Source organism: Rhodococcus sp. BE178 (assembly GCF_050433545.1).
GTDB lineage: Bacteria > Actinomycetota > Actinomycetes > Mycobacteriales > Mycobacteriaceae > Prescottella.
On record NZ_JBNPXA010000014.1, the window covers coordinates 1 to 18505 of the forward strand.

17 protein-coding genes are annotated in these 18505 nt (G+C 70.0%); 11 read left to right on the plus strand and 6 right to left on the minus strand.

The window, feature by feature from the left end; all coding sequences use genetic code 11:
• Positions 1 to 105 precede the first annotated feature (105 nt).
• Positions 106 to 795, plus strand: coding sequence for a response regulator (locus J2X34_RS21310; RefSeq protein ID WP_114721894.1), 690 nt, complete (start codon positions 106 to 108; stop codon positions 793 to 795).
• Between the two features lie 77 nt (positions 796 to 872).
• On the opposite strand, the gene J2X34_RS21315 is transcribed toward J2X34_RS21310, so the two are convergent.
• Entirely contained in the window at positions 873 to 1721 is an 849-nt protein-coding gene (locus tag J2X34_RS21315; RefSeq protein WP_114721895.1) for a DUF559 domain-containing protein, read from the minus strand.
• A 258-nt stretch (positions 1722 to 1979) separates the two neighbouring features.
• Here J2X34_RS21315 and J2X34_RS21320 point away from each other — a divergent pair, with 258 nt between their 5' ends.
• From J2X34_RS21320 to J2X34_RS21330, 3 genes are read left to right on the plus strand one after another with little or no spacing between them, the layout of a single operon-like run.
• On the plus strand, positions 1980 to 2735 hold the full coding sequence (locus tag J2X34_RS21320; RefSeq protein WP_114721896.1) for an ABC transporter ATP-binding protein: 756 nt from the start codon (positions 1980 to 1982) through the stop codon (positions 2733 to 2735).
• Positions 2736 to 2758: 23 nt separating this feature from the next.
• Entirely contained in the window at positions 2759 to 5179 is a 2421-nt protein-coding gene (locus J2X34_RS21325; RefSeq protein WP_429519695.1) for an FtsX-like permease family protein, read from the plus strand.
• A gap of 55 nt (positions 5180 to 5234) precedes the next feature.
• Positions 5235 to 5594 carry a hypothetical protein gene (locus J2X34_RS21330; RefSeq protein WP_429519831.1) on the plus strand — a complete coding sequence of 120 codons (360 nt, stop codon included), beginning with the start codon at positions 5235 to 5237 and terminating at the stop codon, positions 5592 to 5594.
• Here J2X34_RS21330 and J2X34_RS21335 read toward each other — a convergent pair.
• Complete coding sequence (locus tag J2X34_RS21335) at positions 5579 to 6289, minus strand: TIGR03089 family protein (RefSeq protein WP_429519697.1); 711 nt, start codon at positions 6287 to 6289, stop codon at positions 5579 to 5581. The genes J2X34_RS21330 and J2X34_RS21335 overlap by 16 nt on opposite strands.
• Positions 6290 to 6329: 40 nt before the next feature.
• Positions 6330 to 7829: an LCP family protein gene (locus J2X34_RS21340; protein ID WP_114722004.1), complete on the minus strand. Its 1500-nt coding sequence runs from the start codon at positions 7827 to 7829 to the stop codon at positions 6330 to 6332.
• A 186-nt stretch (positions 7830 to 8015) separates the two neighbouring features.
• Here J2X34_RS21340 and rfbD point away from each other — a divergent pair, with 186 nt between their 5' ends.
• The 4 genes from rfbD (at position 8016) to J2X34_RS21360 (ending at position 11745) form a co-directional block, all read left to right on the plus strand.
• Positions 8016 to 8876: a dTDP-4-dehydrorhamnose reductase gene (rfbD, locus tag J2X34_RS21345; protein WP_429519699.1), complete on the plus strand. Its 861-nt coding sequence runs from the start codon at positions 8016 to 8018 to the stop codon at positions 8874 to 8876.
• A gap of 34 nt (positions 8877 to 8910) precedes the next feature.
• Complete coding sequence (locus tag J2X34_RS21350) at positions 8911 to 9828, plus strand: glycosyltransferase family 2 protein (protein ID WP_429519701.1); 918 nt, start codon at positions 8911 to 8913, stop codon at positions 9826 to 9828.
• Entirely contained in the window at positions 9825 to 10904 is a 1080-nt protein-coding gene (locus tag J2X34_RS21355) for a sugar phosphate nucleotidyltransferase (RefSeq protein ID WP_429519703.1), read from the plus strand. The genes J2X34_RS21350 and J2X34_RS21355 overlap by 4 nt, the downstream gene beginning before the upstream one ends.
• Positions 10905 to 10968: 64 nt before the next feature.
• Complete coding sequence (locus tag J2X34_RS21360; protein WP_114721902.1) at positions 10969 to 11745, plus strand: SGNH/GDSL hydrolase family protein; 777 nt, start codon at positions 10969 to 10971, stop codon at positions 11743 to 11745.
• Between the two features lie 66 nt (positions 11746 to 11811).
• On the opposite strand, the gene J2X34_RS21365 is transcribed toward J2X34_RS21360, so the two are convergent.
• Complete coding sequence (locus J2X34_RS21365; protein ID WP_114721903.1) at positions 11812 to 13095, minus strand: MFS transporter; 1284 nt, start codon at positions 13093 to 13095, stop codon at positions 11812 to 11814.
• A 178-nt stretch (positions 13096 to 13273) separates the two neighbouring features.
• Between J2X34_RS21365 and J2X34_RS21370 the strand changes: the two genes are divergently transcribed.
• The 3 genes from J2X34_RS21370 to J2X34_RS21380 all read left to right on the plus strand — a co-directional run bounded on the left by J2X34_RS21370 (position 13274) and on the right by J2X34_RS21380 (position 16358).
• A complete protein-coding gene (locus tag J2X34_RS21370; RefSeq protein WP_429519832.1) occupies positions 13274 to 13990 on the plus strand; it encodes an IclR family transcriptional regulator in 717 nt (238 codons plus the stop codon).
• A gap of 115 nt (positions 13991 to 14105) precedes the next feature.
• Positions 14106 to 15293 (plus strand): 4-hydroxybenzoate 3-monooxygenase, encoded by a 1188-nt coding sequence (locus J2X34_RS21375; RefSeq protein WP_429519705.1) that lies wholly within the window; start codon positions 14106 to 14108, stop codon positions 15291 to 15293.
• Between the two features lie 138 nt (positions 15294 to 15431).
• A complete protein-coding gene (locus J2X34_RS21380) occupies positions 15432 to 16358 on the plus strand; it encodes an NAD-dependent epimerase/dehydratase family protein (protein ID WP_114721905.1) in 927 nt (308 codons plus the stop codon).
• A gap of 95 nt (positions 16359 to 16453) precedes the next feature.
• Here J2X34_RS21380 and J2X34_RS21385 read toward each other — a convergent pair whose 3' ends face one another.
• Both J2X34_RS21385 and J2X34_RS21390 read right to left on the minus strand, forming a co-directional pair.
• On the minus strand, positions 16454 to 17665 hold the full coding sequence (locus J2X34_RS21385; RefSeq protein WP_429519707.1) for an acetyl-CoA C-acetyltransferase: 1212 nt from the start codon (positions 17663 to 17665) through the stop codon (positions 16454 to 16456).
• The gene (locus J2X34_RS21390; RefSeq protein ID WP_429519833.1) at positions 17658 to 18500 is read right to left on the minus strand and encodes an IclR family transcriptional regulator; all 843 of its coding nucleotides are present in this window, start codon (positions 18498 to 18500) and stop codon (positions 17658 to 17660) included. The genes J2X34_RS21385 and J2X34_RS21390 overlap by 8 nt, the downstream gene beginning before the upstream one ends.
• Between the last annotated feature and the right edge of the window lie 5 nt (positions 18501 to 18505).

The following is an 18505-nucleotide window of genomic DNA, read 5'->3' on the forward strand; positions in this document are numbered from 1 at the left end:
GGTCGGGGTGTGTGTGGTAACCACACCGATACCGGAGGTCCTCGCCTACTTCCTCACGCCACGCTGTTCGCAACCTGCCTGGGAACTACACCTAGGCTGGTCGACATGGAAGAAACCGCCACGCAGCCGATCCGCGTCGCCCTCGTCGACGATCAGCAACTGGTGCGGGCGGGGTTTCGGATGGTGATCGATTCGCAGCCGGACCTGACAGTGGTGATGGAGGCGTCCGACGGTGCCCGCGGCGTCGACGAGCTGGCGCGCACCCCCGCCGACGTCGTGCTGATGGACGTGCAGATGCCGATCATGGACGGCATCGAGGCCACCCGCCGGCTCACCGCGCAGGACGCGTCCCCGAAGGTGGTGGTGCTCACCACGTTCGAGAACGACGAGTACGTGATGTCGGCGATCAGCGCGGGCGCCAGCGGCTTCCTGCTCAAGGACGTCCCGCCGGAGCAACTGCTCGACGCGATCCGGACCGTGCACCGCGGCGACGCCGTCATCGAGGCGCGCTCCACCCGCAAGCTGTTGCAGCACGTCGGCCCGATGCTGGGCAATGCGGTACGGCCGTCGCTTCCGGACGACCTGACGCCCCGCGAGGTCGAGGTGCTCGAGGCGATGGCGCGCGGGCTGTCGAACTCGGAGATCGCCGAGAAGTTCGTGGTCTCCGAGGCGACCGTGAAAACCCATGTGGGACGGGTGCTGTCGAAGACCGGCTCGCGGGACCGGGTGCAGGCCGTGCTGTATGCGTTCCAGATCGGTCTCGTGCGGCCGCAGGATCTCCTGGGCTCCGACTGACGTCGGCCTGCGCGCCCATTCCTCAGGCCGCGGCGCGGATTCCCGCGCACACACTCGAGGAGTGGACATCCACGCCGTCAGCGCCGCGCGTGCCTGCGCCGTCGAACCACCTCGACCACCTCGTCCGCGACCCGCCCGGAGTCCTCGAGGACGTCGTACGCGGCGTACCGCAGCACCAGCCACCCCTGACGGACCAGCCAGTTCTGCCGTCGGCGGTCGGACCGGAACACCTCGGGCGCACTGTGGAACTCGCGGCCGTCGACCTCGACGACCACCCGCCCCGGTGCATCGACGAAGTCGCAGACGTACGGCCCGACGGCTTCGTTGGCGGCGAGCGGGCAGCGTCGAGCGTGGAACGCCCGTGCGAGGATCCGCTCGGGTTCGGACGCCGCGCGCACCGCGGCGACCCGCAGTTGCGCCACCGCCGCGGTGTTTCCCCAGCGCCCGGGGTGCGCAGTGCACAGGTCCCGCACGCGCTCCGGATTCACGGACCGGCACAGTTCGGCGTCGACGAGGGGCTCGAACTCGGGCGCGGGCATCACGGTCGCGCAGTCGACGAGTGCCTGCGTGGCCGACACCGTCGGCAGCGAACGGCGCTCGACGACCTCGGCCGGGTCCAGGACCCGGCGGTGGATCCGGAGCCACTCGGGGGCGCGGGCCCGGATGTTCGGCGGGACCGTCGCTTCGAGGATCTTCGGCTCGTCCGTCCACCCGTGCAGCCACGCCGCGGTGCGGTGGCTGAGGGTCGCGGTCGGCTGCCAGCGCGTCACCGCGCAGCAGAGTGCGAGCGTGGTCGGCTCGCCGGTCGCGTAGACCCGGGGGAGGACGCGCCGGTACCGGCCGGTGCGACAGCGGCTGCCGATCGTGCTCGGCGGCACCCCGGCGGCGGTCAACTCCTCGAACGTGTGGACTCCGAAGTGGTTCATGGCTGCAGCCTGGGGGCGCCCGGTGACGGAGTCGGCTACAGGCTCGGGCGCAGGAGTTCGCCTGTGGATCAGTTGGGCGCTGTGGACAGTTCGGCCTGAGCGCCCACTCCTCGGGCCGCAGCGCGGGATCCCGCGGCGATCGCGCAGGAGTGGGCTCTGGGGCTGACCCGGCGTCCTACTCCGGGATGACGCGATCCGCCGAGAGATCGCCCCGCGCTCCGATGTGGAAGGCCACTGACCAGCCATAACGTCGTAACCATGAGAACTGATGACCAGAAGGTGCGGGCGCGGGGCCTGACCAAGACCTACGGCGCCGGCGAGACCGCGGTGCACGCGCTGCGTGGCGTGGATGTGGACTTCGCGGCCGGGGCGTTCACCGCGATGATGGGGCCGTCGGGCTCGGGCAAGTCGACGCTGATGCACTGCCTGGCCGGACTGGACACGGCGACGTCGGGGACCGTGACGATCGGCGGCACCGAGATCACGGCGCTGGGCGACAAGGCGCTCACCGAACTCCGTCGCGAGCGGATCGGGTTCGTGTTCCAGGCGTTCAACCTGCTGCCGGTGCTCTCGGCGGAGGAGAACATGCTGCTACCGATGCGACTGGCGGGCCGGGTGCCCGAACCCAAATGGCGTGAGGAGGTGGTGCGCCGGCTCGGGCTGTCCGACCGGCTCGGACATCGCCCGCACGAGCTGTCCGGGGGTCAGCAGCAGCGCGTCGCCGTCGCGCGGGCGTTGCTGCCGCAGCCGGATGTCATCTTCGCGGACGAGCCCACCGGCAACCTCGACTCGCGGACCGGCGCCGAGGTGCTCGACCTGCTGCGGTCGAGTGTCCGCGAGACGGGGCAGACCGTGGTGATGGTGACGCACGACCCGGTGGCCGCGTCGTACGCCGATCGGGTGGTGCTGATCGCCGACGGCGGGATCGCCGGTGAGATCGACCGTCCCACGACCGATTCGGTGATCGAGACGATGCGCCTCCTCGGCGCCGACGACCTGAGTCGGGCGCGCTGATGCGGGGGCTGGCGTGGGCGCAGATGCGCGCACATGCGGGACGCTACCTCGCGTCGGTGCTGGCGGTCGTGATCGCCGTCGCGTTCATCGTGGCGACACTGACGCTGAATTCGACGTTGAAGGCGGGCGTGACGGATTCGCTTGCCGGGCAGTACGCGACGACGGACGTCGTGGTCAGCGGCAGCGACGACCTGGCGGCGATCCGGGCGGTGCCGGGTGTCCACGCGGTCACCGAGGACGTCTCGGCGAGCGTCAAGGTGCGCCGCGACGGGGAGGGCTCGTCGTTCGGGTCGGCGCAGTCGCTGTCCGACGATCCGGGACTGCGCTGGCAGACCCTGTCCGACGGGCGATTCCCCGAGGCGCCGGGCGAGATCGCCGTGGATGCGGGCTCGGGCGTGCCGATCGGGTCCGATCTGACCGTCACCACGCTGAGCTCCGAGGCGCAGATCAGCGACACCGCGAAGGTGGTCGGGCTGGTCGATCTGTCCGGCACGGCACAGCAGATGAACGGCACCACCGTCTTCGCGACGGTCGAGCAGCTCGACGCGTGGACGTCGGGCGGCGGGAACCGCGAGATCCGGATCGCCGGCGACGGCGTGATGTCGCAGCAGCAGCTCGCGGACCGGGTGCGCGGCGCGCTGCCCGCGGATGCGACGGTCGACACCGGTGTCCACCAGGCGGAACTGGCATCGCAGCAGTTCCTCGGCGATTCCGACCTCCTCGCGAGCGTCCTGCTGGCGTTCGGTGCCATCGCCGTCGTGGTCGCGGCGCTCGTGATCGCCAACACGTTCGCGGTGTTGCTGGCCGCGCGGACGCAGGAACTGGCGCTGCTGCGGTGCGTGGGCGCGACGGCGGCGCAGGTCCGCCGCAGTGTGCGGGTCGAGGCGGCCGGTGTCGGCGTGGCCGCGTCGGTCCTGGGCGTGATGCTGGGCGTCGGAACGGCGTGGCTCGTGGCCCGGATCGCGGCCGCGGCGGACGTCCCGATCCCGTTGCGCGGGTTGAGCGTGACGCCGGTGACGGTGATCGTCGGCGTGGTGGTGGGCGTCGTGATGACCCTGGCCGCGGCGTCGGCTCCCAGCCGTGCCGCGACCCGGGTCTCCCCGCTCGCGGCGCTGCAGCCGCTCGAATCGACGCCCGAACCCGTCGCGGTGTCGCGGGCGCGCCGCGTCCTCGGGACGCTCGCGTTGATCGCGGGTGTCGGCATCCTCGCGCTGGGGGCCACCACCGGTCAGGTGCTGATCGCGTGCGTCGGCGGTCTGCTGACGTTCGTCGCGATCGTGATGCTGAGTCAGCGGATCGTCCCGGCGGTGATCTCTCGGGTCGGTGCGCTGCTGGGACGGTTCGGTGGGCCGGTGGGGCTGCTCGCCGCAGGCAACGCCGGCCGCAATCCGCGCCGGACCGCGGCGACCGCGACGGCCCTGCTGATCGGCGTCACGCTCACGAGCACGCTCGTCGTCGGCATCGCCGTGACGAAGGCCAGTGCGCCCGGCGCGGTCGACGACCAGTTCCCGGTGGACGTGAGCGTCGAGGCGGGTGGCAGCACCGGACTGCCCGGCGTCCTGGCCGAGCGCATCCGCGGCCTCGAGGGTGTGGACGCGGTGGCCCCGCTCGGCACTGCCGACGTCTCCCTGCCCGACGGCCGGACGCTGCCGGTGGTCGGCGTGGACGTCGCGGCGGTCCGGGCGACCCTGCGCACCGACGTCGACCTGCCCGGTCCGCACCAGCTGCTGCTGTCGCCGGACGACCGGCTCGATCTGGGGCTCGACCTCGGCGAGACGGTGTCCCTCACGGGCAACGTCGGACGAAGCGAGCTGACGGTCGGCGCGTCCACGGGCCAGCCGGCCCTCACCGAGGCGCGCCTGCTCGCGGCCCTGTCGTCGCAGGTGACGACCGACCAGATGTGGATCCGGCTCGCCGACGGACTGAGCGACGACGAGCGCCGTGTGGTGCAGGACGAGATCACTGCGCTCGCGGAGCAACTGGCACCGGGAAGCGAGGTCGGTGGATCGCTGGCGATGCGCGCGACCCTCGACAGTGTCCTCGACACGCTGTTGCTGGTCGTGGCGGGACTGCTGTCGGTGGCCGTGGTGATCGCACTGATCGGCGTCGGCAACACGATGGCGCTGTCGGTGCTCGAGCGGCGCCGGGAGTCGGGCCTGCTGCGCGCCGTGGGGCTCACACGCGCGGGCCTGCGGTCGTTGCTGCTGTGGGAGGCGGTGCTGATCGCCGGGGTGGCGTCGGCGCTCGGTGTGGCGCTGGGCCTTGCGTTCGGCATCACCGGATCGGCGTCGGTGTTCGGCTTCGACGACCTCGTGCTGGGCACGCTGCCGTGGCCGACCCTCGCGTTGATCGTGCTGGGCGGGGGAGCGGCCGGAGTGCTCGCCGCGATCCTGCCGGCGCGGCGGGCAGCGCGCACCGCGCCGGTGGCGGCGCTGGCCGGGTGACGACGCTAGCGTGAGGTGTGTGAGCACGACGCGAGGGGCCCGGGATCGGCAGACCATGCTGACCCGGGCCGCTCGCGGCAGTCGGACCTCGCGCCTCGTGACCGTCGTGGCCCTGCGGTACGCCCGGTTGTGGCGGGCCCGCATCGAATTCGACGACCGGTACGGGATCTTCGTGTGTTCGGGGATGCGGGGCGGATTCGGTCGCGGCGGCACCACGCTCGGCGGCGCCTACCTGACGCGAGGCAACACCGCCGATCGCGTGATCCGGCACGAGGCCGTCCACGCCGACCAGTGGGGTTGGCACGGCGCGGTTTTCGCGCCGATGTACCTGTGGGAGGAGATCCGTAACCCCGGCGCCCGCAATCGATACGAGATCGCGGCGGGACTCGAGGACGGCGGCTACGTCGCGAGCTGAGCGGTGACCTTCTCGGATTCGACGCGCCGCGTCATCGCCGCGTCGTCCGGATTCGACACCTGCACCAGCGACGCCCCGGCGGCGAGGACCGAGACCAGCCCCGCGATCAGGTCGTCGGTGGTCGCCCACGAACGGGTGGACAGGACCCGGTCCGAGCCGCTCACGTTCTGCGCGACGGCCACCGCCCGGGCCGCTGTCAGGACATCGTCGACACCGCGGCCGTCCAGCGCCGCGGACCCGGCACTGCCGGGACGGAACTGGTCGCCGTGCACACGCACCGCGGTCGCGTAGTCGGTGACGCCCACCGGCAGGTCGGGGACCGGACGGCCGAAGGCGTCCAGCGACAGCACCGCAACCTCGGGCGCATCGGCGACGTCGTCGAGTCGATCCGCCGTGACCAGGGCCGCGTCGGCGTCGGGATCGGCCTCCAGCGTCACCTCGAGCCCGGCCCACCACGCGCCGAGCAGGACGGCGGCGGTCTGCCAGTGCGCCGGCAGCAGCACCGAGACCCGCGCGCCGGGCATCAGCGCGAACTCGTCGCACAGGAAGTTGGCGGTCTTGGCCGCCCAGTTGGCCAGCGTGATCGCGGACAGCTCCACCCGCTCGCCGGTGGCGTCGTCGTAGTACGTGATCCGCGGGCCGGCCGGGTCGGTGGCCAGGATCGGGTCGAGCAGCGCGGTGGTCAGGTTGGGCACGGTGTTCCGATCTGTACTCGGTTGACGCAGTGGTGACCGCTCAATTTACGCAGTGGGGGCCGTTGTTGCCCGCGTCGATCGCGGGACCGGGTTCGACGGGGGTGGGCGAGGTGCCGGCGCTGGAGATGCCCGAGGATCCGGATCCGGAGCCCGACGAGGTTCCGGAGGGACCCTTGTAGTCGCCGGCGAGGACGACACGCACGGTGCCCGACGACAGCGACTTGTCGGTCTCGATCGGCAGGCCACCGAGAGTCACCGAGACGGCCTGGGCGCCCTTGCTGTCCGACTTGTTCGCGAACACGGTGGATCGCGTCACGGACTTGCCCGTGTTGTTCCCGACCTCGCCGAGGCCGAAGCCCTTGCCGTCGAGGGTCGTTCCGACGCTCGAGGCGAGACCGCTGATGCTGCTGTCGTTGGAGACGTCGACGGTGACGGAGGACGGATCGATGTCGGGCATCTCGGTCGGGACGGCGGACGTGGTGCTCTGGTCGGACTTGTCCTCGGTGGGTTCCTCACCGACCAGTCCGGCGACGTACTTGCGGACGGCCTTGGGATCGACCTGCACGATCGACTCGCCGTAGTCGGTCATCGCGTTGATGTCGACGACGGGGATGGTCTCGAACTTGACCTTGCCGCCCGCGAGGTCCTTGAGCTGGGTGGCGAACTCGATGATGTCCCAGTCGGCGTCGAGCACCACCGACCGCTGCACCGCGGAACTGAGCTGGTTCAGCTTGCCGGGGTTGGTGAGGGTCTGCGCGCTCAGCACCTCGCGCACCAGCGAGGCCATGAACACCTGCTGGCGGACGATCCGGTCGAGGTCGCCGCGGGGCAGGTTGTGTCGCTGGCGGACGAAGCTCAGGGCATCGGAGCCGTCGAGTGTCTGGTCGCCGGCGGGGAACTTCGCACCCGAGAGCGGTTCGTCGACAGCCGCGTTGAGGCACACGTCGACCCCGCCGACCGCGTCGGTGAGCAGGACGAAGCCGAGCAGGCCGATCTCCGCGTAGTGGTCGACGGTGATGCCGGTCAGTTTCGCGACGGACTTGATGAGCGCTTCGCGGCCCGCCTGCGTCGATTCCTTCTCGGCGTCGGAATCGGATTCCCCGTCCTCGACCAGCTTCTGCCGCTCGGTTTCCTTGGTCGCGCCGTAAGCGGCGTTGATCTTCGACATCCCGATCCCGGGCACGTCGACGTACGCGTCGCGGGGAATGGAGATGGCGGTGGCCGAACTGCCGTCGTTGGGCACGCGCACCAGGACGATCGTGTCGGTGTTGGACGCGACCTCCTCGCCCGCACGCAGCGACTCGAGTTCGGATTGACTCAGCGGATTGCCGTGGGCGTCGGTGCGGCTGTCGGTACCGACGAGCAGGATGTCGACGGCGCCGTCCTTGGTGCCGCCCAGTCCGAGATCGCCGATCGTCGAGAGGCTCGACCGCAGCGAGTCGACACTGCGCCAAGCGAATCCGGTGATCACGAGCACCAGCACCGCAGCGACCGCGATGGCGATCTGGATGCGCGAGACCGGGGCTGGCGGTCGCGGCACTTCCGATGCGGTGGGCTCCTGCGGCACCTGTGGCCCCTCCCTGAAGATCCTTGAAAATCCGAGCAGATCCGAACTGCATTCCGAATCGCAATCCGAGCAACTGCGCGATTACAGCCGCTGTCAAGGCTACTGGTGTTCTGCGCGCAGCACGCGATACAGCTGTCCGGCGTGCCAGACTCGGAACCCGTGAAGAGGATTCTGGTGACCGGCGCACGCGGGCAGTTGGGTGGTCGCCTGCTCGCGTTACAGGACCTCGTCGACGTCCCGATCGTCGGAGTGGGTTCGGACGAGCTCGACATCACCGACCGCGGTGCCGTCGACGCCTGGGTGGAACCCGGTTCGGTGGTGGTGAACTGCGCGGCCTATACCGCCGTGGACGCGGCGGAGTCGGACGAGGAGACCGCCGCCGCGGTCAACGCGACCGGGCCGCGGAACCTGGCGTCGGCGTGTGCGCGTGCGGGGTCGCGGTTGATCCACGTCTCCACCGACTACGTCTTCGCGGGGGACCGTGCGGGGGACCGTGCCGTGCCGTACGAGACGGACGACCCCACCGATCCGCAGACGGTGTACGGCCGGACCAAGCTCGCCGGCGAGCTTGCGATCCGCGAGGTGCTGCCCGACGCGCAGATCGTCCGGACGGCATGGGTGTACACGGGAGTCGGGAACGACTTCGTCGCGACGATGCTGCGGCTCGAGCGCGACCGCGACACCGTCCAGGTGGTCACGGACCAGGTGGGTTCGCCCACGTACTCCGCGGACCTCGCTGCCGGACTGCTCGAACTGGCCCGCACCGGCGGCGGGGGCGCGACCACGCTGCACGCGACCAACTCGGGTACCGCGACATGGTTCGACCTTGCCCGTGCCGTGTTCGAGGGGGTGGGCGCCGACCCCGCGCGGGTCCGGCCGTGCAGCAGCGCCGAGTTCGTGCGCCCCGCGCCGCGACCCGCCTACTCGGTGCTCTCGCCCGCGTCGTGGGTTGCAGCCGGTCTGACCCCGCTGCGGCCGTGGCAGGACGCGCTGGGCGACGCGCTGGCCCGGCTCGAATGAGGACGATGCGGGCTTTCGGGATACGCTTGCCCGCGTGAGTTCGAAGCTGGCCGTGGTGACGGTGACCTACTCGCCCGGCGAGCATCTGGAGCATTTCCTCGACACGTTGGCCGATGCGACGGTCGAAAACCCGCAGGTCATCCTGGCCGACAACGGGTCGACCGACGGGGCGCCCGAGGCCGCTGCGGCGGCTCACGATCACGTCCGACTGCTCCGCACCGGCGGCAACATCGGGTACGGCGGTGCGATCAATCGCGCCGTCGCCGAGATCGACCCCGACATCGAGTTCGTCGTCGTCGTCAATCCCGATGTGCGCTGGTCGCCCGGCGCGATCGACGAACTGCTCGCCGCGGCAGCGCGCTGGCCGCGGGCCGGTGCCCTCGGGCCGATGGTCCGCGAACCCGACGGCAGCATGTACCCCTCGGCCCGTCGCGTGCCCGATCTGATCTCCGGTGCCGGCCACGCCGTCCTCGGTTCCGTGTGGCCGTCCAACCCGTGGACGCAGCGGTACCTCCAGGAGAACGAGACCATCACCGAGCGTCCCGCCGGGTGGTTGTCCGGCTCGTGCCTGCTGCTGCGCCGGGTCGCGTTCGACTCGATCGACGGCTTCGACTCCCGCTACTTCATGTACATGGAGGATGTGGACCTCGGTGACCGGCTCGGTAAGGCGGGCTGGCTCAACGTCTTCGTGCCGTCGGCCGAGGTGACCCATGCCAAGGGCCATGCCGCGGGCCGGCATCCCGAGTTGATGCTGCCCGCCCATCATCAGAGCGCCTACCGCTTCCAGGCCGATCGCCACCCCGCGTGGTGGCAGGCCCCGCTGCGGTGGGCTCTGCGGGGTGGACTCGCCTTGCGTTCGAAGCTCGCGGTCGCGGCAGCGGTTCGGGAGCGCCGGGAAGACGAGCGCAAGCAGAACGAGTGTCGAGAGATCGAGATTGAGGGGAAAGCATGACAACTGCTTCGGCGACCGATGCCGTCATTCTGGTCGGGGGTCAGGGGACCCGGCTGCGTCCGCTGACGCTGTCCGCCCCCAAGCCCATGCTCCCCACTGCCGGGGTGCCGTTCCTCACGCACCTGTTGGCCCGGATCAAGCAGGCCGGAATCACGCACGTCGTGCTGGGCACGTCGTTCAAGGCCGAGGTGTTCGAGGAGCATTTCGGTGACGGCAGCGATCTGGGGCTCGAGATCGAGTACCTCACCGAGGTCGAGCCGATGGGTACCGGCGGCGGTATCCGCAACGTGCTGCCGAGCCTGCGTGCGGACAACATCATGGTCTTCAACGGTGACGTCCTGGGCGGCACCGATCTCGGCGCGGTGCTCGACACCCATCACCGGACCAACGCCGATGTGACGCTGCACCTCGTGCGGGTCGGCGATCCGCGAGCGTTCGGTTGCGTGCCCACCGACGACGACGGCAGGGTCAAGGCGTTCCTGGAGAAGACCCAGGATCCGCCGACCGACCAGATCAATGCCGGCTGCTACGTCTTCCGCCGCGAGATCATCGAGAAGATCCCGTCGGATCGCCCGGTGTCGGTCGAGCGTGAGGTGTTTCCGGCCCTGCTGGCCGACGGGGCCCGCGTGTTCGGTCACGTCGACACGTCGTACTGGCGTGACATGGGTACCCCCGACGACTTCGTTCGCGGCTCCGCGGACCTGGTGCGCGGCATCGCGCCGTCGCCGGCACTCGAGGGTCCGCGCGGCGAGTCGCTGGTCCATCCCGGCGCGGGTGTCGCACCGGGCGCGCTGCTGATCGGCGGCACCGTCGTGGGGCGGGGCGCCGAGGTGGGCGCGGGCGCCCGACTCGACGGCGCGGTGCTGTTCGACGGCGCCCAGGTGGAGGCCGGTGCCGTGGTCGAGCGGTCGATCATCGGTTTCGGCGCCCGTATCGGTCCGCGCGCGTTGATCCGCGACGCCGTGATCGGCGACGGCGCGGATGTCGGTGCGCGGTGCGAACTGATCGGCGGGGCGCGAGTGTGGCCCGGCGTCAAGCTGCCCGACGGCGGAGTGCGCTTCAGCACCGACGTGTGATTCGGCGACGTGTGATTCGGCACTGAGCCGGCTTCCTTAGTCTTGCTACTGAAATACTGGGAGCATGATGTCGCAGGAACCCGTCTTCCACAGGTACGTCGCCCTCGGTGACTCGTTCACCGAGGGTGTCGGCGACCCCGACGCCACCCGACCGAACGGCCTGCGCGGCTGGGCGGACCGGGTGGCCGAGGAGCTCGCCCGGCGCAGCGCCGACTTCGGCTACGCCAATCTCGCGATCCGGGGGCGGCTGCTCGGCCCGATCGTCGACGAACAGCTCGACGCCGCGGTCGCGCTCGAACCCGATCTGGTGACGATCTACGCGGGTGGCAACGACCTGATGCGCCCCAAGATCGACCTCGACGCCCTCGTCGCGCGGTACGACGACGCGATCGGCAAGCTGACCGCGACCGGCGCGACCGTGCTGGTGTGGACCGCGTACGACGCGGGCTGGTCTGCGGTGTTCTCGAAGATCCGTGGCCGCTCGGCCGTCTACAACGAGCTGGTCCGTGAGGTCGCGGATCGGCACGGCGCGAAGCTCGTCGACTTCTGGCGCTTCGACGAGTACCAGGATCTGCGGATGTGGGACTGGGACCGGCTGCACATGTCCACGCCGGGCCACCAGAACATGGCGATCCGGGTGCTCGAGACGCTCGGCGTCGAGCACCACATCGTGATGGATCCGCTGGGTCCCGATCTGCCCACCGACAAGGCCTCCCAGCGTCGCGCCGATCTCGAGTGGACCAGGGGATTCCTGATTCCGTGGATCGGGCGGCGCGTCCGTGGCACGTCGTCGGGCGACGGCGTCAGCGCCAAGCGGCCCGCGCTCGCGCCCATTCGCTAGCGGATACCGACCGACGAGAGAAGGCCGACCGGGAATCCCGGTCGGCCTTCGCTCATGTCAGGTCCGTCAGTCGGTACCGAGGTTGCGGGTCGAGGAGATCGCAACCAGGCCGATCAGGCCGACCAACGCGAAGGCGTAGAAGCCCCACGGCACCGCGTATCCGGCGCCGAGCAGCGCGCCGCCGAGGATCGGGCCGCAGATCGCGCCGACGCGTCCGACGCCGGCCGACCAGCCCAGCGCGGTCGCGCGGATGTTCGCGGGATGGTTGGCGCTGGTGAAGGCGTACACGAGAACCTGGGCGCTGAACACGAAGCAGCCGGCCAGGAACACCATCACGTAGATGCCGCCGGCGACGTCGATGCTGAGCAGCGCGAGGAAGATGGCAGCGCCGGTGAACCACACGATGGCCGCGGTGCGGGGGCCGACCTTGTCGGCGACGCGGCCCGCGATGAGCAGGCCGACGACGGCGCCGGCGTTGAGGATCAGCAGGAAGGTCAGGGCCGCGCCCAGCTCGTAGCCGGCCTCACGCATGATCGTCGGCAGCCAGGTGTTGAGGCCGTACACCAGCAGCAGACCCATGAACGACGTGACCCAGATGGCGATGCTGTTCCGCAGGAACTTGGGCGAGAAGAGCGTCTTCACGGGATCGGTGGCCGTGGCGACGGGCGCGTCGGCGGCCGTCGCGGCCTCGAGCGCGAGACCGTACTGTGCCGCGATGGCCTCGGCTTCCTCGCGGCGGCCCTTGGACAGCAGGTACGAGGGCGACTCCGGCAGGTACTTGATCATCAGCGGGATCAGCACGATGGCCGGTGCCGCGCCGACGACGAACATCGAGTGCCAGCCGAACGGGTCGATGAGCACGAGGGCCAGGGCCGCGGTGGCGACGGCGCCGACGTGGTACCCGGTCATCAGCATCGTGGACGCGGATCCGCCACCCTGCTTCTTGGAGAACTCGTTGACCAGTGCCAGGGCGGTCGGCAGTGCGCCACCCAGTCCGACGCCCGCGAGGAAGCGGAGCAGACCGAAGATGAACGGATTCGGGGCGACCGCGCACAGCAGGGTCAGGATCGAGAACGCCGCGACGGCGTAGATCAGTGCCCGGCGCCGTCCGATGACGTCGGTGAGGGTGCCGATGACGAGCGCGCCGATCGTCATGCCGACGAGCCCGAACGTCGAGATTGTCGTGATCGCGCTCGTGCTCAGGTTCCAGTCGCCGTACTCGCGCAGCGAGGGGATGACTGCACCCAGGACCACGAGATCGAATCCGTCGAGAAGGACGGCGATCCAACACAGTGGGGCGACCCACATCGCGGCGCGACCGCGTGTCGCGGGTCGTTCGATGGTGCTCATTCGATCTCCAGAAGCCAAGGTGTTCGCAATACGAACCACCGTTCAATTTCAGAACTCGGCCATTGTTTGGTGGGTCACATGTGAATGTCAAGCCACGAACCGGTGGGTTGGTGGCCCCGTCGGCGTGTGGTCCGGCCACACTGGACAGGTGATCGACGAAGGCGAGATCGACCGCAGCATGCTCGGTCGGGCGTTCCGAATACTGAATTCCTTCTCTGTGGATCGACCGCGGATGACGCAGTCCGACCTGAGTCGGCGAACCGGTCTGCCGTTGCCGACCGTGCACCGGTTGTGCATCCAATTGGCGGACAACGGCGCGCTCGAACGCGCTGCCGACGGCAGCTACGAGATCGGTGTCCGGTTGTGGGAGATCGGCGCCCTCGCGCCCGGGGCGCACGGCCTCCGGCAGGTGGCGATGCCCTACCTCGAGGACCTCTACGAGGCCACGCACGAGAACGTCCAACTGATCGTCCGCGAGGGCCTCGAGGCGCTCTATATCGAGCGACTTTCCGCACGTGGGGCGGTCGCTGTGGTCGGGCGCGCGGGCGGTCGGCTGCCGCTGCACGCATCGAGTGGCGGGCTGGTTCTGCTCGCGCACGGTGGGACGGAACTCCTCGGTGAGGTGCTCGCTGCCGGGCTCGAGCGATTCACGCCCAACACCATCACCACCGAGCATCGACTGCGATCCACCCTCGATCAGATCCGCCGCAAGGGTTTCATCGTGTGCCGCGAGCACCTCAACATCGGCACGCTCGCGGTCGCCGCTCCGGTCTTCAGGGCCGGCGGGGAGGTGGCCGCGTCGATCTCCGTCGTGGTGGCCGCGTCGGCGGATCCGACCCCTCTCATCCCCGCGTTGCGGGCCGCCGCGCGAGGCGTCTCACGCGGCCTGGCGTGACCGAGATCTCTCCGACCCCACGGGATTGGTCTTTCACTGAGTGAAAGTCGAGGTGTTGCCACGGATCGGCCGCGGGAACAGTGGTGGCCATCACGATCTACCGAGGAGTAACCGTATGACCCACTCGAGCACTCAGGTCGGCATCGTCGGCGCCGGCCCGGCCGGACTGATGCTGTCCCACCTCCTGCACCTTCGCGGCATCGAGTCCGTCGTTCTCGAGGCGCGCACCCGGGAAGAGGTGGAGGGCACCATCCGTGCCGGTGTGCTCGAGCAGAACACCGTCGACCTGATGACCGCGACCGGTCTCGGCGACCGGCTGAAGGCCGAGGGCCTCGAGCACCACGGCATCGAACTGCGCTTCGGCGGCCGCGGCCACCGGATCGCGTTCGACGAACTCACCGACGGACGCGCGGTCATGGTCTACCCGCAGCACGAGGTCCTCAAGGACCTCATCGCCAAGCGCATCGCGGACGGGGGCGAAATCCGGTTCGGCGTCTCCGACGTCGAGGTCCACGACCACACCACCGACAACCCGTACATCACCTACACCGACGCGGACGGCAGTGAGCAGAAGCTCGGGTGTGCGCTCGTCGGCGGCTGCGACGGCTCGCGCACCAAGACCCGCAAGCTGATCCCCGAGCCGTCCATCCGCCAGGACCACTTCCGCCAGTACCCGTTCGCGTGGTTCGGCATCCTCGCCGAGGCGCCGCCGTCGTCCGAGGAACTGATCTACGCCAACCACCCGCGCGGATTCGCGCTCATCAGCACCCGCACCCAGGAGGTCCAGCGCCACTACCTCCAGGTGGATCCGGACGATTCGGTGGACAACTGGTCCGACGACCGCATCTGGTCGGAGTTGCACGCCCGCGTCGACGGTGAGGGTGCGGAGATCAAGGACGGCAAGATCTTCGAGAAGTCGATCCTGCAGTTCCGCAGCTTCGTGTGCGAGCCGATGCAGCACGGCAACCTGTTCCTCGCGGGCGACGCCGCCCACACCGTGCCGCCGACCGGTGCCAAGGGCCTCAACCTCGCCGTCGCCGACGTGTACGAGCTGTCGAAGGGCATGGCCGAGTTCTTCGAGACCGGCAACCGCGGCCGGATCGACCGCTACACCGAGACGGTGCTGCCGCGGATCTGGCGCACGCAGCACTTCTCGTGGTGGATGTCCTCGATGCTGCACCGCCTGCCCGACGCGTCCGGCTTCGACCACAAGCGTCAGGTCGCCGAACTCGACATGGTGACCCGCTCGGTCGCCGGTCGCACGCTGATCGCCGAGAACTACGTGGGCACCCCGCTGGGCTGATTCGCACGGCAGCGATGCGCCGCCCCGAAACCCGGGGCGGCGCATTTCTCGCTGTCCGGGAAAGCCGTGATGTGGTGGAGTCGACGTTCCGTAGGTTCGGAAATTGCAGCACCGCACCACCTACAGAAGAGGCTTTCCATGAAGATCCTGATCGTCGGCGGCACCGGCATGATCGGTGCCCACGCGGCACTTCACCTCCGCGAGCAGGGCAACGACGTCACCGTCGCCGCGCGTAACCCGCTCGCTGACGACTCACCGGTGCGCGAGTTCCCGGTGCTGCTCGGCGACTACACCGAACAGACCTTCACCGCCGCGCAGTTGGCGCCCTTCGAGGGCATCGTCTTCGCGGCGGGCCAGGACATCCGGCACATGGGTCGGGTCGCAGATGCCGCTGCCGAGGACGAGTTCTGGGAGAAGACCCAGACCGGCGGCGTGCCGCGGTTCGCCGCGCTGGCCAAGGAGGCCGGCGTCGCCCGGTTCGTCCAGGTGGGCAGCTACTACCACCACCTGCGGCCGGAGTACGCCGAGACGATGCCGTACGTCGCGGCGCGCCAGGCGGCCGACGAGGGCGCCCGCGCGCTGGCCGACGACAACTTCAACGTCTCGACCCTGAACCCGCCGTCGATCCTCGGCGCGATCAGCGGGGTGTCGGCCAAGCGCTACCGCAAGCTGTTCTCGTGGGCGGCCGGCAACGAGCCGCAGATTCCGGACTTCGCGCCCGCGGGCGGCACCAACTATCTGTCGGCGGGCTCGCTGGCCGAGGCGATCTGGGGTGCGCTGCAGCGCGCCGAGTCGGGCAAGGCGTACCTGATCGGCGACCAGAACCTCACCTTCCGTGAGTACTTCCAGTTGCTCGTCGACGCCGCCGGTGGCGACCGGGTCATCGAGGAGCGCGACGAGGAGCATCCGCTGCTGCCCGACAGCTTCATCGTGCAGGGCCGCGGCAACGTCATCTCGTACGAACCGGCCGCCGCCGACGTCGAACTGCTGGCCTACACGCGGAACGACTGCGCGCGGGCGATCGCCGAGATGCACGACATCGTGAAGGCCGCGACTGCGGGCTGACATACGCGAAAGGGCCGGTTCCACCGAATGATTCGGTGGAACCGGCCCTTGTCGTAGTCAGGTCGTACTCGGGTCAGGCTCGGGTCAGGCTCGGGTCAGCCCAGGCGCTCGAACACCGCGGCCAGGCCCTGGCCGCCGCCGATGCACATGGTCTCGAGGCCGTAGCGGGCCTCGCGACGGTCCATCTCGCGCAGCAGTGTCGCGAGGATGCGGGCGCCGGTGGCGCCGACGGGGTGGCCCAGCGAGATGCCGGAGCCGTTGGGGTTGAGGCGCGGGTCGTCGGGCTCGAGACCCCACGTGCGGGTCACCGCGAGAGCCTGCGCCGCGAACGCCTCGTTGAGTTCGATGACGCCCATGTCGGCCAGCGACAGACCGAGCCGCGAGAGGGCCTTCTCGGTGGACGGCACCGGGCCGATGCCCATTGTGCGCGGCGGCACACCGGCGACGGCCCAGCTGGCGAGCCGGGCGAGCGGACGCAGGCCGAGGGCGTTCGCCTTCTCCGGCGTGGTGACGATGGCGATGGCGGCGCCGTCGTTCTGGCCGCTGGCGTTGCCGGCGGTGACGGTGGACTGGGGGTCGACCTTGCCGCGGATCGGGCGCAGCTTCGCGAGCGACTCGACGCTGGTGTCGGCGCGCGGGTGCTCGTCGGTGTCGACGACCAGCGGATCGCCCTTGCGCTGCGGCACCGACACGGGGACGATCTCCTGCGCGAAGATGCCGCCGCGCTGTGCGGCGACGGCGCGCTGGTGCGACTGGACGGCGAGGGCGTCCTGGTCCTCGCGGCTGATGGAGAACTCGGCGCGCAGGTTCTCGGCGGTCTCGATCATGCCGCCGGGCACCGGGTAGTTGCGGCCGCCGGCGGTGACGCGGGCGCGGGCGAGGCGGTCGTTGAGGGCGAGGGATTCGCCGCGGACGCCGTACCGCATGCCGGTGGCGTAGAACTCGGCCTGGCTCATCGACTCGACGCCGCCGGCGAGGACGAGGTCGCTGCCGCCGGACTGCACCTGCATCACTGCCTGGATGATCGCCTGCAGGCCGGAGCCGCAGCGGCGGTCCACCTGCAGACCCGGAACGTCCACGCCCAGTCCGGCATTGAGGGCCGCGATGCGGCCGATGGCCGGGGCCTCGCCACCGGGGGAGGACTGGCCGAGGATCACGTCGTCGATGTCGGCACCGGAGATGCCGGTGCGGGTGACCAGTTCGGTGATGACGGTGGCCGCGAGATCCTCGGGGGGAACGTCGCGGAAGACGCCGCCGAATCGGCCGACGGGGGTGCGGAGCGGTTCGCAGATGACTGCGTCAGACATGTCGTTTTCCTTGGTGCGGTGATGATTGAGTCTGGGTGCGGGCGAGGTCGGCCGAGATGGCCTCTGCGGTCGCGACGGCGGCGGGGACGAGCGTGTCGTACACCGCCTCGGTGGAGTAGCGCGCGGCCTGCGTCGAGATGTTCACGGCGGCGACCACGGCACCCGACCGATCGCGGATCGGTGCGGCGAGGGAACGCAGGCCCTCCTCGAGTTCCTGGTCGACCACGCAGTAGCCGTCGGCCCGGATCTTGTCGAGTTCGGCGCGCAACGCATCGGGGGTGGCGATGGTGCGGCCGGTGAGCGGGGTCAGGTCGACGCGGTCCAGGTAGGCGTCGAGGTCGGCGGGTTCGAGCCCGGCCAACAGGACGCGGCCCATCGACGTCGCGAACGCGGGGAACCGGGTCCCGATCGTGATGGACACCGTCATGATGCGGCTGACCGGCCGGCGCGCGACGTACACGACGTCGCCGTCGTCGAGGATCGACACCGACGTCGACTCGTGGACCTGGTTCGACAGCGATTCGAGGTGCGGTCGGGCGATGTCGGGCAGAGACAGGCTCGACAGGTAGCTGTAGCCGAGTTCGAGGACCCGGGGGGTCAGCCAGAACACCGAGCCGTCGGTGCGGACGTAGCCGAGTTCGACCAGGGTGAGCAGGAACCGACGGGCCGTCGCGCGGGTGAGATCGGTGGCCCGGGCGACGTCGCTGAGCGTGCGCTGCGGGTTCTCGGCGTCGAACGCCCGGATGACGGACAGGCCGCGTGCGAGCGACTGCACGTAATCCGTCGAGGCCGCGGTCGGTTCGGTCGCGCTCGAGTTGCTCCCGCTCGAGTTGATCCCGC

Bases quoted from the DNA above. Each gene is read 5' to 3' on its own strand.
- J2X34_RS21385 (WP_429519707.1), bottom strand. From the start codon at position 17,665: ATGTCTGACGCAGTCATCTGCGAACCGCTCCGCACCCCCGTCGGCCGA.
- J2X34_RS21325 (WP_429519695.1), top strand. From the start codon at position 2,759: ATGCGCGCACATGCGGGACGCTACCTCGCGTCGGTGCTGGCGGTCGTG.
- J2X34_RS21330 (WP_429519831.1), top strand. From the start codon at position 5,235: ATGCTGACCCGGGCCGCTCGCGGCAGTCGGACCTCGCGCCTCGTGACC.
- J2X34_RS21380 (WP_114721905.1), top strand. From the start codon at position 15,432: ATGAAGATCCTGATCGTCGGCGGCACCGGCATGATCGGTGCCCACGCG.
- J2X34_RS21310 (WP_114721894.1), top strand. From the start codon at position 106: ATGGAAGAAACCGCCACGCAGCCGATCCGCGTCGCCCTCGTCGACGAT.
- J2X34_RS21320 (WP_114721896.1), top strand. From the start codon at position 1,980: ATGAGAACTGATGACCAGAAGGTGCGGGCGCGGGGCCTGACCAAGACC.
- J2X34_RS21365 (WP_114721903.1), bottom strand. From the start codon at position 13,095: ATGAGCACCATCGAACGACCCGCGACACGCGGTCGCGCCGCGATGTGG.
- J2X34_RS21355 (WP_429519703.1), top strand. From the start codon at position 9,825: ATGACAACTGCTTCGGCGACCGATGCCGTCATTCTGGTCGGGGGTCAG.
- J2X34_RS21375 (WP_429519705.1), top strand. From the start codon at position 14,106: ATGACCCACTCGAGCACTCAGGTCGGCATCGTCGGCGCCGGCCCGGCC.
- J2X34_RS21360 (WP_114721902.1), top strand. From the start codon at position 10,969: ATGATGTCGCAGGAACCCGTCTTCCACAGGTACGTCGCCCTCGGTGAC.
- J2X34_RS21370 (WP_429519832.1), top strand. From the start codon at position 13,274: ATGCTCGGTCGGGCGTTCCGAATACTGAATTCCTTCTCTGTGGATCGA.
- J2X34_RS21315 (WP_114721895.1), bottom strand. From the start codon at position 1,721: ATGAACCACTTCGGAGTCCACACGTTCGAGGAGTTGACCGCCGCCGGG.